This window comes from Haloterrigena turkmenica DSM 5511 (genome assembly GCF_000025325.1).
Lineage (GTDB): Archaea > Halobacteriota > Halobacteria > Halobacteriales > Natrialbaceae > Haloterrigena > Haloterrigena turkmenica.
Genome location: NC_013743.1, coordinates 1,671,282 through 1,684,541, shown reverse-complemented (window position 1 = coordinate 1,684,541; position 13,260 = coordinate 1,671,282). Strand labels below are relative to the sequence as shown.

General features: G+C 67.5%; 13 protein-coding genes. 5 read left to right on the top strand and 8 right to left on the bottom strand.

Annotated features, from left to right (window positions below):
* Positions 1–123: 123 nt before the first annotated feature.
* On the bottom strand, positions 124–762 hold the full coding sequence (locus tag HTUR_RS07965; protein WP_012942806.1) for a metalloprotease: 639 nt from the start codon (positions 760–762) through the stop codon (positions 124–126).
* Positions 759–2,528 carry a TraB/GumN family protein gene (locus tag HTUR_RS07960; RefSeq protein WP_012942805.1) on the bottom strand — a complete coding sequence of 590 codons (1,770 nt, stop codon included), beginning with the start codon at positions 2,526–2,528 and terminating at the stop codon, positions 759–761. The genes HTUR_RS07965 and HTUR_RS07960 overlap by 4 nt, the downstream gene beginning before the upstream one ends.
* A 166-nt stretch (positions 2,529–2,694) precedes the next feature.
* Between HTUR_RS07960 and HTUR_RS07955 the strand changes: the two genes are divergently transcribed.
* Positions 2,695–3,138: an acyl-CoA thioesterase gene (locus tag HTUR_RS07955; RefSeq protein ID WP_012942804.1), complete on the top strand. Its 444-nt coding sequence runs from the start codon at positions 2,695–2,697 to the stop codon at positions 3,136–3,138.
* Positions 3,139–3,380: 242 nt separating this feature from the next.
* Here the strand turns inward: HTUR_RS07955 and HTUR_RS07950 are convergent, their stop codons facing one another.
* The 3 genes from HTUR_RS07950 to HTUR_RS07940 all read right to left on the bottom strand — a co-directional run bounded on the left by HTUR_RS07950 (position 3,381) and on the right by HTUR_RS07940 (position 5,004).
* Positions 3,381–3,620 (bottom strand): glycine zipper 2TM domain-containing protein, encoded by a 240-nt coding sequence (locus tag HTUR_RS07950; RefSeq protein WP_012942803.1) that lies wholly within the window; start codon positions 3,618–3,620, stop codon positions 3,381–3,383.
* A gap of 136 nt (positions 3,621–3,756) precedes the next feature.
* Positions 3,757–4,536, bottom strand: a complete 780-nt coding sequence (locus tag HTUR_RS07945) for an HAD-IIA family hydrolase (RefSeq protein WP_012942802.1) — start codon at positions 4,534–4,536, stop codon at positions 3,757–3,759.
* Between the two features lie 63 nt (positions 4,537–4,599).
* On the bottom strand, positions 4,600–5,004 hold the full coding sequence (locus tag HTUR_RS07940) for an SHOCT domain-containing protein (RefSeq protein ID WP_012942801.1): 405 nt from the start codon (positions 5,002–5,004) through the stop codon (positions 4,600–4,602).
* 170 nt (positions 5,005–5,174) lie between these two features.
* On the opposite strand from HTUR_RS07940, the gene HTUR_RS07935 reads away from it, so the two are divergent.
* Together HTUR_RS07935 and HTUR_RS07930 are read left to right on the top strand one after the other, a co-directional pair.
* Positions 5,175–5,624 (top strand): hypothetical protein, encoded by a 450-nt coding sequence (locus HTUR_RS07935; protein ID WP_012942800.1) that lies wholly within the window; start codon positions 5,175–5,177, stop codon positions 5,622–5,624.
* Positions 5,625–5,704: 80 nt separating this feature from the next.
* Positions 5,705–6,169: a hypothetical protein gene (locus tag HTUR_RS07930; RefSeq protein ID WP_012942799.1), complete on the top strand. Its 465-nt coding sequence runs from the start codon at positions 5,705–5,707 to the stop codon at positions 6,167–6,169.
* 75 nt (positions 6,170–6,244) lie between these two features.
* Here HTUR_RS07930 and HTUR_RS26675 read toward each other — a convergent pair whose 3' ends face one another.
* Entirely contained in the window at positions 6,245–6,385 is a 141-nt protein-coding gene (locus HTUR_RS26675; RefSeq protein WP_148225326.1) for a rubrerythrin-like domain-containing protein, read from the bottom strand.
* Between the two features lie 511 nt (positions 6,386–6,896).
* Here HTUR_RS26675 and HTUR_RS07925 point away from each other — a divergent pair.
* On the top strand, positions 6,897–8,117 hold the full coding sequence (locus HTUR_RS07925) for an MFS transporter (protein ID WP_012942798.1): 1,221 nt from the start codon (positions 6,897–6,899) through the stop codon (positions 8,115–8,117).
* A gap of 73 nt (positions 8,118–8,190) precedes the next feature.
* Positions 8,191–8,322, top strand: a complete 132-nt coding sequence (locus tag HTUR_RS26670; protein WP_008896873.1) for a rubrerythrin-like domain-containing protein — start codon at positions 8,191–8,193, stop codon at positions 8,320–8,322.
* 128 nt (positions 8,323–8,450) lie between these two features.
* Here the strand turns inward: HTUR_RS26670 and HTUR_RS07920 are convergent, their stop codons facing one another.
* Both HTUR_RS07920 and HTUR_RS07915 read right to left on the bottom strand, forming a co-directional pair.
* Positions 8,451–12,158 carry a chromosome segregation ATPase-like protein gene (locus HTUR_RS07920; protein ID WP_012942797.1) on the bottom strand — a complete coding sequence of 1,236 codons (3,708 nt, stop codon included), beginning with the start codon at positions 12,156–12,158 and terminating at the stop codon, positions 8,451–8,453.
* A 158-nt stretch (positions 12,159–12,316) separates the two neighbouring features.
* Positions 12,317–13,141 (bottom strand): MOSC N-terminal beta barrel domain-containing protein, encoded by an 825-nt coding sequence (locus tag HTUR_RS07915; RefSeq protein WP_012942796.1) that lies wholly within the window; start codon positions 13,139–13,141, stop codon positions 12,317–12,319.
* Positions 13,142–13,260: the final 119 nt, after the last annotated feature.

Genomic DNA, 13,260 nt, shown 5'->3' with positions numbered 1-13,260 from the left:
CGTCGCCGCGGGCACTGTCGTTCGCCGTCGATCGTCGTCACGGTCGACGCTGGGGGCTGTCCGACTCGAGACCGTCCATGGGCGGAAAAACCGATTCGGCGCCGAACGGATCGCCGATCGCCGTCAGAACGGATTGACGAACAGGACTACGTACCCCGCGAGCAGGACGCTCGGGACGAACACGAGCGCGAACACGCCCTTGTGCCAGTCGTAGACCGATTTGCCGTCCAGCGGACCGAAGGGGATCATATTGAACGCGGCCAGCACGAGGTTGATCCAGACGCCCATCTGGCCGATGGTCCCGAGCGGGGCCGGCAGGAGCACCAGCGGCAGGAACATGACCGCGAGCAGGTGGTTGGTGACGGGTCCGGCGAGAGCGATCATTGCGTTCTCCCGCTGGGTGATCCGACCGCGGTGGTAGACGGCGCCGGGGGCGGCAAAGAGGAAGCCGACGAGCGCGCCCATGAGCGCCAGAAACAGCATCTGGTAGTCCGCGCGGAACTCGGCGAGCTGGCCGTGTTCGATCGCGACGACCTTGTGTGCGAGCTCGTGTAACAGGAAGGCGACGCCGACGGTGACGAGGCTCAATCCGACCATTCCGAGGAAGTAGCCGACGCTGCTCCCGCCGCGGTGGATCGGCACGAATATCAGCGAGAACGCGACCGACAGCGTCAGCCACGCCACGGCGAGATCGATCAGCTCCCGGTCGCTGAAGGTCAGTTCCGGGCCGGACCCGGCCCGCTGTCGCGTTCGCGTGCTCATGTCAACAGCCCCCGGAGCAACTCGAGCGTGTTCTCGGCCCCGCGGAAGAGTTCATCGAACAGGGCGTTGATACCGCCGATTTCGGGCGCCAGCCACGGCAACACGCCGACCACGAACAGGAAGCTCGCGATCATGCTCCCGATGTTGGTCAGCGCGACGATCATGATGAGCCGGAACAGCGGCACCTCGAACATGTCGGCGAAGGCCTCCTCGATCGGGCGCTCGGTGTCGTCGATGATCTCGTTTAGCGTCTGGATGTCCCGGACGTTGACCGGCCGGTATTTGAGTTCGACGTAGCCGGCGAACCAGCCCGGAGCCAGCAGCGGATTGATGCTCGTCAGCCAGGCGACGGCTCCGCCGACGCCCGCGCTGATCCAGCGCGCTCCGGCGAGACGAGCGAGCGTGAACGCGAAGATCCCGTTGATCAGGAACCACGCCCCGAACAACTGGAGCAGGAAGGTGTCCTGAACGCCGGCCATGACCAGCAGGAAGAAGAAGGCGACGAAGCCGAGCGTCAGCAGGTAGCCGACGATCTTCAGCGGCGAGAACCGGCTGCTCGAGGTCGTCCCCGACAGCGATTCGAGGGAGGGGATTTCCGACGGGTTCTCGAGGTGGCGCTCGATGCCGGCCTTGTGCCCGGCGCCGACGACGGCGAGCACGTCGTACCCCTGCTCGCGGAGTTGGTGAAGGTGGGTGGCGATGTAGGCGTCGCGTTCGTCGATCAGGGCGTTGGCGCCGCGCGGGCTGAACTGACGAAACTCCTCCATCATCGCCGCGACGACGTCGCCGTCGGTCATCTCCTCGATGTCGACTTCGTCGATCTCGTCGACGTCGCCGCTGACGCCGTCGAGGAAGAGCCCGACGACGGCGCCGACGAGAACGCCGACGCCGAGGCCGGCCAACAGACCGACCGTCCCGCGGACCGCGTAGGTACCGACGCTCTCGAAGGCCCCCGCGGAGAACGGCCCGACGGAGACCTCCGCCGCGACGAGCGCGAGGCAGGCAGCGATTCCGAGTCCGATCCCGGCGAGGATCCGTATCGTGAACCCGCCGGCGATGCCGTTCGATCTCCCGACCGACTCGAGCGAGGGGAGAAAGAGGAGGCCGACGAGGGCGCCGCCGAATGAACCGGCGGTGACGGCGCCGGCGGCCGCCAGCGTCGTCGAGCCGGTGATGCCGAGCAACAGGGTGTCGCCCAGTCCGAGCAGCGGGGCGAGGAACGCGCCGAAGAGGAGCCCGAGGAGGGCGCCGCCGATGGCGCCGAAGGAGAGCCCGATGGTTCGGGGATCGGTGACCCCCAGCGCGAGCCCGCCGACCATCTTCAGCTTCTCGGTGATCGAGAGCCCGCGCCAGAACCGCTGGATCGTCACCTGGATGTCTCGGTCGACCAGCGCGACGCCGCTCCCGTTGCGTTCGGCGGCCTCGATGGCGGCGCGCATGTCCGCGCCGGGTTCGATGTCGAACTGGTCGCCGAGCCGCGACTGGACGTAGGAAAGCATCCAGTAGGCCAGAAACTGGAAGACGGTGTTCCCCGAGAGGAGGTCGCCCGCCTCGATGTCGTCCGGCGCACCGCCCTGCATCTGGCGGTACCGGTTTTCGTCCAGTTCGACGGCGACGACGTCCGGTTGCTCGCGATCGATCGTTTCGTGGACCTCGTCGACGCTCGACTGCGAGACATGGGCTGTCCCGAGGACGGTGACGGTGCCCTGGTCGTCGTCCGGTGGGTCGGGGGGCGCCGGCACATCGGCGTCACCTGCATCGCTCATTAGCGGTTCAACTCGGCGACGACTTTTACCAGTATCGAAGCCGGTGGAAATAATAATTCCGATTTCAATCCGATTGCACATAATTGATTTCCGCAGCGGCCCCTCTGGATAATCGCGGGCCGAGGCGGCGACAAGACTGTTTGTGCCCGTCCCGAACGAACGGTCGATGACTGCGCTCATCGAGACGCTCGTCGAGAACCGCGAGATGGTCCAGCCAAATCACGCCAACATGCTCGATACGGCCCACGGAGGAAACGTGATGAAGTGGATGGACGAGGTCGGCGCCATGTCCGCGATGCTGTTTTCGGGCGAAACCTGCGTGACGGCCCGCGTCGATCGGATGAACTTCGAGCGGCCGATCCACGTCGGCGACACCGCCTACATCACGGCCTACGTCTACGACGCGGGCACCTCGAGCGTGAAGGTCCGGCTGGTCGCCGAGCGCGAGGATCTGCGGACGCGCGAGCGGGAGACGACGACCGAATCGTACTTCGTCTACGTCGCGATCGACGACGAGAAGAATCCGACGACGGTGCCCGACCTGACCACCGACAGCGAACAGGAGGTAGCGTTACGGCAGGCGGCCCTCGAGAGCGACAGCGACCGCTGATCGAGGACGGAGCAGCCGGGACGAACGTCGGCGTGGAGTCCGTCGGCGATCGACCGATTCCGAGCGGCTCCGCCGGAGCAGCGACGGCCTACATCCGCGATCGGGGTGTCCGCCCGTGAGCGCCGTCGCTCGAGACCGCGGGAAGTGGATGCTACCGGGAGTCGACGCTACAAACGGACCTGACGATCGGAATCGAGACGAACGAACAGTCGACTCGGCCGCACAGCGAAAACGGAACCGACTTAGTTCGGATCGGTATCGGCGTCTTCCGACAGCGGACCGAGATCCCGTTCTTTCGCCTCGTCGAGGATCGCCGTCACCGTTTCACGGGTGTCGGCGATGGTCGCACCGGCCATCGCACCGATCGCACCGCCGGTGCTCGCGGCGTTTCGACTGAAGACGGAGCCGATCGCGGCCCCGACGGCCGCGCCGATTGCGGCGTACCGAGCTCGAAGCAAGACGTGCTTGATTCGCTGTTTCATAGCTTGATGTTCGTTACTGTCACTCATAAATATGTCTCTCGAGCACGCGATTTTCGGAATCGTCGCTCCGGGCTCGATCAGGGTGGACTCGAGGCCATTCCGGAGATTTCACACCGAACGGTCGCCGATCGCGCCGCTATAGCAGCGTCGCGACGTCGGCCAGGGACTCGAGGACGTAATCGGGCTGGATCTCGGCCGACTCGACGTCGGCTCGGTCGGTCACGCCGGTCAACACGAGCGCCGTCGTCATGCCGGCTCGCTCTCCCAGTGCGATGTCAGTGTTGAGCCGGTCGCCGACGACCAGCGTTCGGTCGGGAGCGGCGTTCAGGCGGTCCATCGCCGCCGCCGCGGCGACCGACGAGGGTTTCCCGAGGATCGCGTCGGGCTCTCGGCCCGCGACGGCCTCCATCGCGGCGAGGATCGCCCCGGAGCCGGGGATCTCGCCGTCGTCGATCGGGATCGTCGCGTCCGGATCGGTCCCGTAGAAGGGCACGTCCCCCTCGAGGGCCCGCAGGGACTCCCAGAGCGTGCCGAAAGAGAACTCGTCGTCGAACGAGCCCAGGACGACGTCCGCGGCGTCGGGGTCGTCGGTCAGTCCGACGGTCGCGTCCTCGAGGATGGCCCGGAGCCGATCGCTACCGACGAGGTAGACCGTCGCGTCCGGATGGGTCGTCGCGAGGTACTCCGCCGAGACCGTCGCCGAGGTGAGGACGGTCGCCGGATCGACGTCGATCCCGTGGGGTTCGAGTTTCGTCCCGTAGTGATCGCTGCCCCGCGTCGGGTTGTTCGAGAACAGGAGTCGATCGACGCCGACGTCCTCGAGGTCGCGGAGGGCGTCGGTGGCGTTCGGGAGCAACTCCTCACCGCGGACGATCGTGCCGTCGACGTCGAGGATCGCCGCCTCGTAGTCGGTCATCGGCCGGGACTACGGCCGGGCGGCGATTGAGTGTTGGGATGGCCCGCAGTCGAGCGACGCCGATCAGTTCGATCGCTCGAGTTCGAGTTCTTCGGTCTCGATTCCGGCGGCGTCGGCCCGCTCGTTGGACTCGATCAGCCGGTCCAGTTTCGCCTCGAACTCCGCTTCGGAGAGTTCGCCGTCGGCGTACCGCTCCTGCAGCCTCGTGACGGGATCGCTCGTATCCTCCGGGCGTTCGGACGCGGCTTCGGCGGCGTCTCGCTCGGCCGCACGGTCGGCGTCGGCGCGCTCGCTGCGGCGGGTGAGATACCAGATGAGGAACGTGCTGGCCACGAACAGCGCGGTGAGTCCGAGCGCCCACAGCGGCCCCGCCAGTAGCAAGGCGGCGATAATCACTACGTCGGCCAGGACGAACTTGATGGCGAAGATTTCCGTCAGCGTGTAGCTGCCGCCGCTCTCGCTGCCCATACGTGACAGTTGGGTGTCGTTCGAAATAACTGTGCGGGACTGCGGAGCGTGTCCGTCCGCGCCAGCGGTCGTCGCGCGGTTCGGTGGGGGCCATCGCGGGGACACTCTGTGAGAGAACCCGGTCCCTCGCCGGGGCAATCCACATCACGCTGTCGACCGAACGGTCGGATATGACGCTCGATACCGAGGTTCCCGATCCCCCCGCGCTTCGGGGACCGCAAGATCCGGGAGACTACGACGCCGTCGACGAACCCGAGGAGCGAACCGGCGACGACACGTACCGCGAGGACCTCGCCGACCTGCTCGAGGCGGGCGCCTGGGAGGACGCCTTCGACGACTGGTCTGACCGGACCTACCTGTCTGACGCGGCGTTTCGGATCGTCCGCGAGGCGGGCTTGCTCCGCCGACTCGACTTCTACTGGAATCCGGCGGCCGAGGACGTCGGCTACCGCGTTCCACCGGTCCCCGAGGATCTGTTCGCGGCTCACGGGGGTCTCGAGTCGGACGACGTCGAGGACGTCGAAGAGGAGTTGGACGACCTCGCGCGGACGGTCAGCGAAGTGCTCGAGAACGATTACATCCATCGGGGGAGCGAGGAGTTCGGGTACGACTGGGAGTAGGCGAACGAGTCGCCGGCCGAGCGCCCTGGAGCGACGCCGAGGTGGGAATTCTTATCCGCGAACCCGTCCTACGTCCGGCCATGACACTCGAGGTCGAACCCCCCGAGCCGCCGGAACTGAACTTCGTCGACCCGAACGAGTACGAGGACGCGACGATCAGCGCCGACGGGGACGTCGACTATCGGCGCGAGGAACTCCAGGAGTTCCTCGAGACGGGCGCCTGGGAGGAGGCGTTCGAGGAGTGGCGCGAGGACACCGATCTCGAGGAACGGGAGTACGAGATCGCCCGCGAGATGGATCTCTTCGCGGGCTTCGACTTCTTCTGGGACGACTTCGCCGACAGGGTCGGCTACCACGCGCCCGGCATCCCCGAGGACTGGCAGGCACGGGAGTATCACCCGGGCCTCGATACGTGGGGGACGGTCTCCTCGATCAACGCCGAACTGACCGAGTTCGGTCAGGTCGTCTCGGTGATCCTCAAAGAGGAGTACATCGACTGGGAGGCCGAGTACGAACCGCCGGAGGATCTCCCGGACTTCGACTGACGACGGCGGCCGTCGGGGCCGCGCTACCGGCACAGAAACGCGTGAGCTACTGCCGCGGACCGACGCGACGTCGCCCTACGCTCGGGCGACCGCGATGTTTCTCGTTCGCCCGTCGCACTCGGGACAGGACTCGAGCGAGTCGGTCATCTCCCGGTAGCCACAGTCACGGCATTCGTAGTACGATCGATCCGGCGCGTGTGGGGCAGGGAGTACCATGGTGGAATGAGATAACTTACCACGAAAAAGCGTTGTGCTGGTACGGATAGTACCCCATTCCACAATCATACTTGGATAGATCTCCTAGAATAGTGTTCGCTTGTCCGATTGTCCTCGATGCCGCCGACAGCAGAATCTAATCGTTCAGGTCCCTGATTCAGCGCAGTCAGACGGATACTATCGCGTTGATCGATGGCTCGAGAACGCTATCGGTAGACGTCCGTCCAATTACCCAGTGTGGGGATACCGCAGTGACGACGCGCCGCCGGTATTCGACGCTGGGGGCAGCGACAAGCGGCCGACTCGAGCGGACTCGAGGCCGAACACAGCGGGGCGACGACCGACTACGGGACGATCGACTACGAAATGACATCGGCTACGAGACTGCCCGGGATCAGTCGTGACCGCTGTCGACCGACCCCGTCGCAGTCACTGCACCCGCCGCTCCCGCTTCGATCGCGGCGCCGAAATCGGTGGGTATTCGTCGCTCGTTCGGATATCCCCGACCCACATGGCGCTTCGCGAGACGGTCGATCGGCTCCGCGGCTACGACGTCCTCGTCCTGACGGCGACGATCTGGTTTCTCGCGAAGTTCCTCCGCTACGCCTTCCCGCCGCTGTTCGACTCGTTCGGGGCGAGCTACGGCGCCTCGAACGCAGTGCTCGGGACCGCCTACACCGGGCTGATGCTCGTCTACGCGGCCATGCAGTTTCCCTCGGGCGTGCTCGCGGATCGCTTCGGCTCGGTGGGCGTCATCACGGCGGGCGTCGTCGTGGCGGCCGTCGCCGCGCTCGCGCTGGTCGTCGACTCGCCGTTTCTCGTCCTCGTCGGCGCGATGCTCGTCATGGGCGCCGGCACCGGCGCGCACAAGACCGTCGCCGTTCGGCTGCTGTCGCGGGCCTACCCCGCGCGAACGGGCCGAGCCCTCGGCGTGCTCGACACGTTCGGCGCCTTCGGGGGCGTCGTCGCGCCGGCCGTGATCGTCGCCGTCGCGAGCGTCTCGTTCCCGCTGGGCGATAGCTGGCGGCTGCTCTTCCTGGGCGCCGGAGTGCTCGGACTCGGCCTCGGCGCGGCGTTTCGAGTGCGTGTTCCGCGACGACTGCCGAACGACTCCGCGGGCGACGCTGCCACGGCCGCCGTCTCGGCCGGCGGCATCGGACAGTACACGACGCTCCTTCGCGACCCGCGGTTCGCGGTGTTCGCGCTGCTGACGGTGCTGTTCTCGTTTACCTACAACGGGTTCGTCGCGTTCGCCCCGCTGTATCTCACGCAGGAGGCGGGGCTGACCGACGCGACGGCGAGCCTGCTCTACAGCGCCCTCTTCCTCGCGAGCCTGGTCCAACTCGTCACCGGCGATCTCAGCGACCGGGTCGGGCGACTCCCGCTCATCGTCGGCACGCTCGGGTTCGCGTCGATCGCCTTGACCGCCCTCATCGCGCTGACCGGGACGGCCGGGCCGCTGGTTCTCGGCGCGACGCTCGTCGCGGTCGGGATCGGCTCCCACGGCTTCCGGCCCGTCAGAGGGGCCTACCTGATGTCGGCGATCCCCGACGACGTCGCCGGCGGCGGGCTCGGCGTCGTCCGGACGATGCTGATGGCGGCCGGGGCGATCGCCCCCGCGATCGTCGGCACGCTCTCGGAACTCGTCGGTTTTCGGCCCGCCTTCGTCCTCCTCGCGGCGTCGGTCGCTGCCGCCACGGCGCTCGGCGCCGTACTCTGGCTGCTCGAGTAGTCGCCTTCGATGACAGTCACCGATACCGTTTACCGTGGAAAGAGTTAACACGACCCGTTACAAACGTTAGCACATGACGGTTGCCGAGCAACTCGAGTACGAGTGCGTCGCGTGCGGGCACCGCGAGACGGTCGCCGACGCGCTTGTCAGCACCTGTCGGCGCTGCGGGGGCGAGATGCGGAACGTCGATCCGATCCGCGAGTGAGCGATCGCAGCCCTCGTGACGACCGACGGAACCGTTTTCCCGCGGTTCCGTACGCGTAGCGTCAGCGTTCGCGACCGCGAAAAATCCTCGAGAAGGAGCGACTGCGCGAGCGACCCACGCGGATCTCCTTACCGACTCGCCGCGATAGCGCCGGCGATCAGGACGGCCCCGAGCACGACGGCGACGGCGCCGATCGTCCCGTCGCCCGCGAGCGCGAGCGAGCCGCCGGCGACGACACCGGCGCCGCCCCCGCCGGCAGCGATCGGAACGACCGTCTCCGCTATCCCGGACGACTCGTTCTGTTCGTGGGGTCGCGCTTCCGTCTCGACGCGCTCTCGCAACTCGGCGACGTCGGCCTGCAGTGCCTCGAGTTGCTCCCCGCGAACCGTCTCCGACTCCACGTCGTCGAGCGCCGACTCGAGTCCGTCCACCTGATCCGCGAGCGCGTCCAGTCGATCGTCCGTCGACTCGAGGGCTGCCTCGTCTGGCGTCGCGTCGAGGGCCGTCGCGAGGTCGTCGACCTCGCTCGCGACCGACTCGAGGCGTTCGTCGTGGGCCGCGAGCGAATCGCCCTGCCGATCGAGCCGCGACCCGTGTTCGCTCGTCCGGTCGTCGAGTCCGTCCGCGCGGTCGGCCAGGTCATCGACCCGCGTCGAGAGGTCGTCGAGTCGACCGACTCGGTTCGCAAGCACATCGGTCTGGTTCTCGAGATCGTCAGTTTGGTCCTCGACGCGCTCGAGACGTTCCGCGACGTCCGCCGGCGCCGCCTCGCGGTCGGCCTCGAGCGCCGCGATCGCCTCGTGCGTTTCGTCGGACGCTGCCCGAAGCGTTTCGAGTTCTCCCTCGAGCGTACTGATTGACTCCTCGAGCGTCGCGACGGCGTCCGCGGACGCGGCCGTCTCGTCGAGGGATTCGAAGCGCTCGTCGAATTCTGAGACGCGCGCCGAGATTCGTTCGACGTCGGCGTCGACGCCGTCGACGGTTTCGGTGACGTCCTCGAGTCGGGTCTCGACGTCCGCCTCGAGCGAGTCGAACTCGTCACCGAGCCCCTCGAGACGGTCCGCGAGCGCGTCGGTCTCGTCCGCTACCGTCGATCGGAGATCGGACGCGACGTCGTCGAGTTCCGTCTCGACTGAGTCCATCCGATCGGTCAGCGCCGTCTCGAGTTCCCCGAACCGCGACTCGAGCGCGTTGAGATCCTCCGCGAGGGCGTCGACCTCCGCCGTCGCCGATTCGACCGTTTCGCGCGTCTCCGCGAGCGAATCGGACAGTTCGTCGACCGCGTCAGCCTCCGGTGCCGCTTCGTCGAGGCGATCGAGGCGCGACTCGAGGGTCGCGAAATCGTCCTCGATCGAGCCGACCGCGCCCTCGAGTCTCGTCTCGACGTCGTCCGTCCGGTCGTCGAGTCGCGCCTCGAGTTCGGTCGCCGTGGCATCGAACTCGGCGGTCGTCGCCTCGAGTTGGTCGTCGACATCGGTCTCGAGCGAGTCGAACGCGTCGCCGAGATCGGCGAGCTCGCTCTCGGCGGCGTCGAGGTCGGACGCGAGTGCGGTGACGGTGTCCTCGAGCGCCGTCCGTTCCGCGAGGTCCTCGAGTCGCTCCGAGACGCTCGTGACACCGTCTCCGAGTTCTTCGAGATCCGTCTCGAGGGCCTCGAGATCGTCTTCGACGGCGTCGACCCGCTCGTCGTCGGCCGCCGTCGCCTCGAGGCCTCCGACCGTCTCCCGAGCACTCTCCAGGCGCGCCTCCAGATCGTCGGCTCGGGCACTCAGCGTCTCGCGGACGTCGGTGATGTCGTCGGCTACCGTCTCGACGCGGTCATCCGTGGCCTCGAGGCGATCGTCGACGACCGTGAGATCCTCCTCGACGCCCTCGAGGTCCGTCCTGGTTGTCTCGAGTCGATCGTCGATGCCCCGAATTCGATCGTCGACGTCATCGATCACGTCCTCAAGCCGGTCGTCGACGTCGCTGATCCGGTCGTCGACCGACTCGAGTTCGCCGTCGATCTGGGTCGCCTGCTCCTCGAGGCCGTCGTCTAGATCGTCGAGACGGGTATCGATCCGGTCGACATCCTCGTCGATCGCCGCGAGCGTCTCGTCCAGTCGATCGATCGTCTCGATCGCGTCCTCGAGATCGGCCGCGGACGCGGTCTCCGTTTCGAGGCGTTCCAGCTCCGTTCGGAGCGTCTCGAGTCGCTCGTCCAGCGAGCCCGCCCGGTCGGCGACTCCCTCGAGATCGTCGGAGAGCTCCTCGAGCCGCTCCTCGAGGGCCGCGCGTTCGTCTGCCGTCGTCTCCGACAGCGTCTCGAGGTCAGTCTCGAGTCCGGACTCCAGTTCGTCGAGGTTGTCCGCCAGCTCGGCTTCCAACTCGTCGATGTCGTCCTCCAGCCCGGATTCGACCGCCTCGAGGTCAGCTTCCAGCTCGGTCGCGAGCCCGTCGACGTCGGCCTCCAAGTCCTCGAAGGCCGTCGAGAGCCCCTCGAGATCGTCGCCCAGTTCGTCGACCGCCTCGTCGCTCGCGTGCGTCTCGCTCTCGGCCTCGAGGTCGCGCAGGTCGTCGGCGAACGCCTCGAGGCGCTCGTCGAGTTTCGCGACTGTCTCGGCCTCGGCCGTCCGCTCCTCGACGTACGCGATGTCCTCGAACGCCGACTCGAGGTCGGTTCGGACCGATTCGATCTCTGCGTCGCGGTCGGCGAGCCGGTCGAACAGTTGCTCGATGGCGTCGTCCGCGCGGTCGCGGTCCGCGTCGGCCCCGCCGCCGAGGTCCTCGTCGAAGGAGAGCGCCGTCGAACCGCTCGCGTCGGACCCGACCGGAACTCCGTTCGGCTCGTCGCCGCCGTCCCCGTCGGTCTCGGCCGTCGACCAGGTGACGTCCTCGTAGGCGTCGACGTCGTCCTCGGCGGCCGCGAGCGCGCCGCGGGCGGCGCTCCCGGCGGGGTCGTCGGCCAGCCGTACGCCGCGAACCGAGAACGGGAGCGCCGCCGCGTCGAACCGCCCGCCGAGCAGGAATTCGAGGCCCTCGATCGCGCCGTCGCCGGCGACCGCGATCGGGACGGCCAGCCCCTGTTGCACGTCGTTCTCGTCGGCCTCGGCCGCGATCGCGTCGGCGAGGTCGCCGATCAGCGCGTCGTGGGCCTGCGCGAGCGCGCTCTCGATTTCTCCCGACGCGGCGTCGGGATCGAGCGTAAACTCCTCGAGGACGGACGCGACCTGTGCCGGCTCGCGGCCGGTTTCGGCCGCCGCTCGCTCGACGATCCACTCGCTGCCCTTCGCGAGCGAGAACGCCAGCGCGGGCACGCCGTAGTAGGCCAGCGCGACGCTGGTGGTCTGCGAGCCGATGCAGATGCCGAGCCCGGTGTAGTTGTCCTCGGCCAGCTGGTCGTAGACGACGGCGAAGCCCCTGCTGATCGGCGTGGCGTCGGCCGCGTGCTCGGCGACGACCGACTCGACGGCCTCGCGGTGGGCCTCGGTCGGCTCCGCGGCGTCGACCAGCGTTCCCGGCGTCGTATAGCAGAGTCGCCCGTCGCTCGCGTCGCTCTCGAGCGCGTCCTCGAGCAGCGCCTCGAGGGCCGGTTCGGCGTAGCCGTCGACCGTTAGAACCCCGTTGGAAAACAGCGACTCGGGCGCCGCGCCGGTCGCATCGGCGACCGCCTCGGCTGTCTCGCCGACTGCGTAGGTCGTTCCCTCTCGCTCCACGGACAGTCCGTCATCCGTCAGATCGCTCGCCGCAGCGTCGTCGACCGGAACGACGACCGGCGGTACCGATTCGATCGCGTCCCCGGCCGGTTCCGCGGCCACCCTGAGCGCTCCCGGTCCGATATCGAGACCCGTTCCCATGACACCGGCAAATCAGAGCGCCCTCTTTGAGCTTTGGCTCCGAATACCAGATGTGAAAATCGAGTGCGGACGCGTCTCGCCGTGTTCGGCCGAGAGACGGCAGTTTCGCTTCGCCACTCCGATCATCGGATAGCGACGCATCGGCCGTGACGCTCGAGTCAGTCGGCCGGCGTTGGAGACGGGACAGGCTCCCCGACGGTGATCGGCTCATCGACCGAGAGCGTCGTTCCGACCGATGCCTGCGGGACCTGCGTCTCGGCCAGCAGCCGGAAGTAGTGGTCGAACCGCACCGCGGTCGCCCAGTCGGGCAGCGTCGCCCGGCGGCGCTCGACGAACGTCTCTCGGAACCCGTCGGTTTGCGCGCCGGTTTCGGGGTCGCGCGCCGAGACGCCGCTCAGTTGCGACGGCCCGATGCCGTACAGCGTCGTCGACCCGACCTCGACGGGAACGATCCGATCGGCCCGCCCGTAGAGTCGGTCCTCCCAGAACGGCGGGGCGCCGCCGACGACGAGCGTCGGTTGGACGCGACGGCACAGTTCGTCGGCGTCGATCTCGTCGTACCACTCGGCGACCGTTTCGAGCGTCTCGGCGCTGACGACCGTCAGTCCCGACGGAGCCGCGGCGTCCGGGCCGCCGCTCTCGTCGGTGCGAACGATTTCGACCGGGTAGTCGAGGAACTCCGAGAGCCACGAGGCGAAACACTCCCGATCGAGGTCGAGGTGGAAGGTCGCGGTCTCGTCGCTTCCTCGTTCGCGGACCGTCACCGTCTCTCGCTCGAGGTCGTACGTCGTCTCGAGCCTGCGGAGACGGGGGTCGCGTTCCTCGGTGACCGGCGCGGGTCGGGCGTCGCTTCCCGGCGTTCGCTCGACGATCGTATACCGCCGATTCCACTCCGGTCCGCGGTCGACGAGCGTCCGTTCCGAAACCGAGACCGCATCGAGGGACGCGACCGGCCGAATCCGAATCCGCTCGAGGTGTACCATCGGCCCTACTGTTGACGGCCTAACTTTTAGATGTGTTCGTTTTGGAAAGAATAGTGGAAAGTCACTGTGGTTGACAGCGAGCCGCCAGTCGTGATTCAAATCGACGGCGAGGGTACCTC

What these genes read in the sequence shown, in the direction of transcription:
- HTUR_RS07965 (WP_012942806.1), bottom strand. Translation starts at nt 762, where the DNA reads ATGAGCACGCGAACGCGACAGCGGGCCGGGTCCGGCCCGGAACTGACC.
- HTUR_RS07960 (WP_012942805.1), bottom strand. Translation starts at nt 2,528, where the DNA reads ATGAGCGATGCAGGTGACGCCGATGTGCCGGCGCCCCCCGACCCACCG.
- HTUR_RS07955 (WP_012942804.1), top strand. Translation starts at nt 2,695, where the DNA reads ATGACTGCGCTCATCGAGACGCTCGTCGAGAACCGCGAGATGGTCCAG.
- HTUR_RS07950 (WP_012942803.1), bottom strand. Translation starts at nt 3,620, where the DNA reads ATGAAACAGCGAATCAAGCACGTCTTGCTTCGAGCTCGGTACGCCGCA.
- HTUR_RS07945 (WP_012942802.1), bottom strand. Translation starts at nt 4,536, where the DNA reads ATGACCGACTACGAGGCGGCGATCCTCGACGTCGACGGCACGATCGTC.
- HTUR_RS07940 (WP_012942801.1), bottom strand. Translation starts at nt 5,004, where the DNA reads ATGGGCAGCGAGAGCGGCGGCAGCTACACGCTGACGGAAATCTTCGCC.
- HTUR_RS07935 (WP_012942800.1), top strand. Translation starts at nt 5,175, where the DNA reads ATGACGCTCGATACCGAGGTTCCCGATCCCCCCGCGCTTCGGGGACCG.
- HTUR_RS07930 (WP_012942799.1), top strand. Translation starts at nt 5,705, where the DNA reads ATGACACTCGAGGTCGAACCCCCCGAGCCGCCGGAACTGAACTTCGTC.
- HTUR_RS26675 (WP_148225326.1), bottom strand. Translation starts at nt 6,385, where the DNA reads ATGGTACTCCCTGCCCCACACGCGCCGGATCGATCGTACTACGAATGC.
- HTUR_RS07925 (WP_012942798.1), top strand. Translation starts at nt 6,897, where the DNA reads ATGGCGCTTCGCGAGACGGTCGATCGGCTCCGCGGCTACGACGTCCTC.
- HTUR_RS26670 (WP_008896873.1), top strand. Translation starts at nt 8,191, where the DNA reads ATGACGGTTGCCGAGCAACTCGAGTACGAGTGCGTCGCGTGCGGGCAC.
- HTUR_RS07920 (WP_012942797.1), bottom strand. Translation starts at nt 12,158, where the DNA reads ATGGGAACGGGTCTCGATATCGGACCGGGAGCGCTCAGGGTGGCCGCG.
- HTUR_RS07915 (WP_012942796.1), bottom strand. Translation starts at nt 13,141, where the DNA reads ATGGTACACCTCGAGCGGATTCGGATTCGGCCGGTCGCGTCCCTCGAT.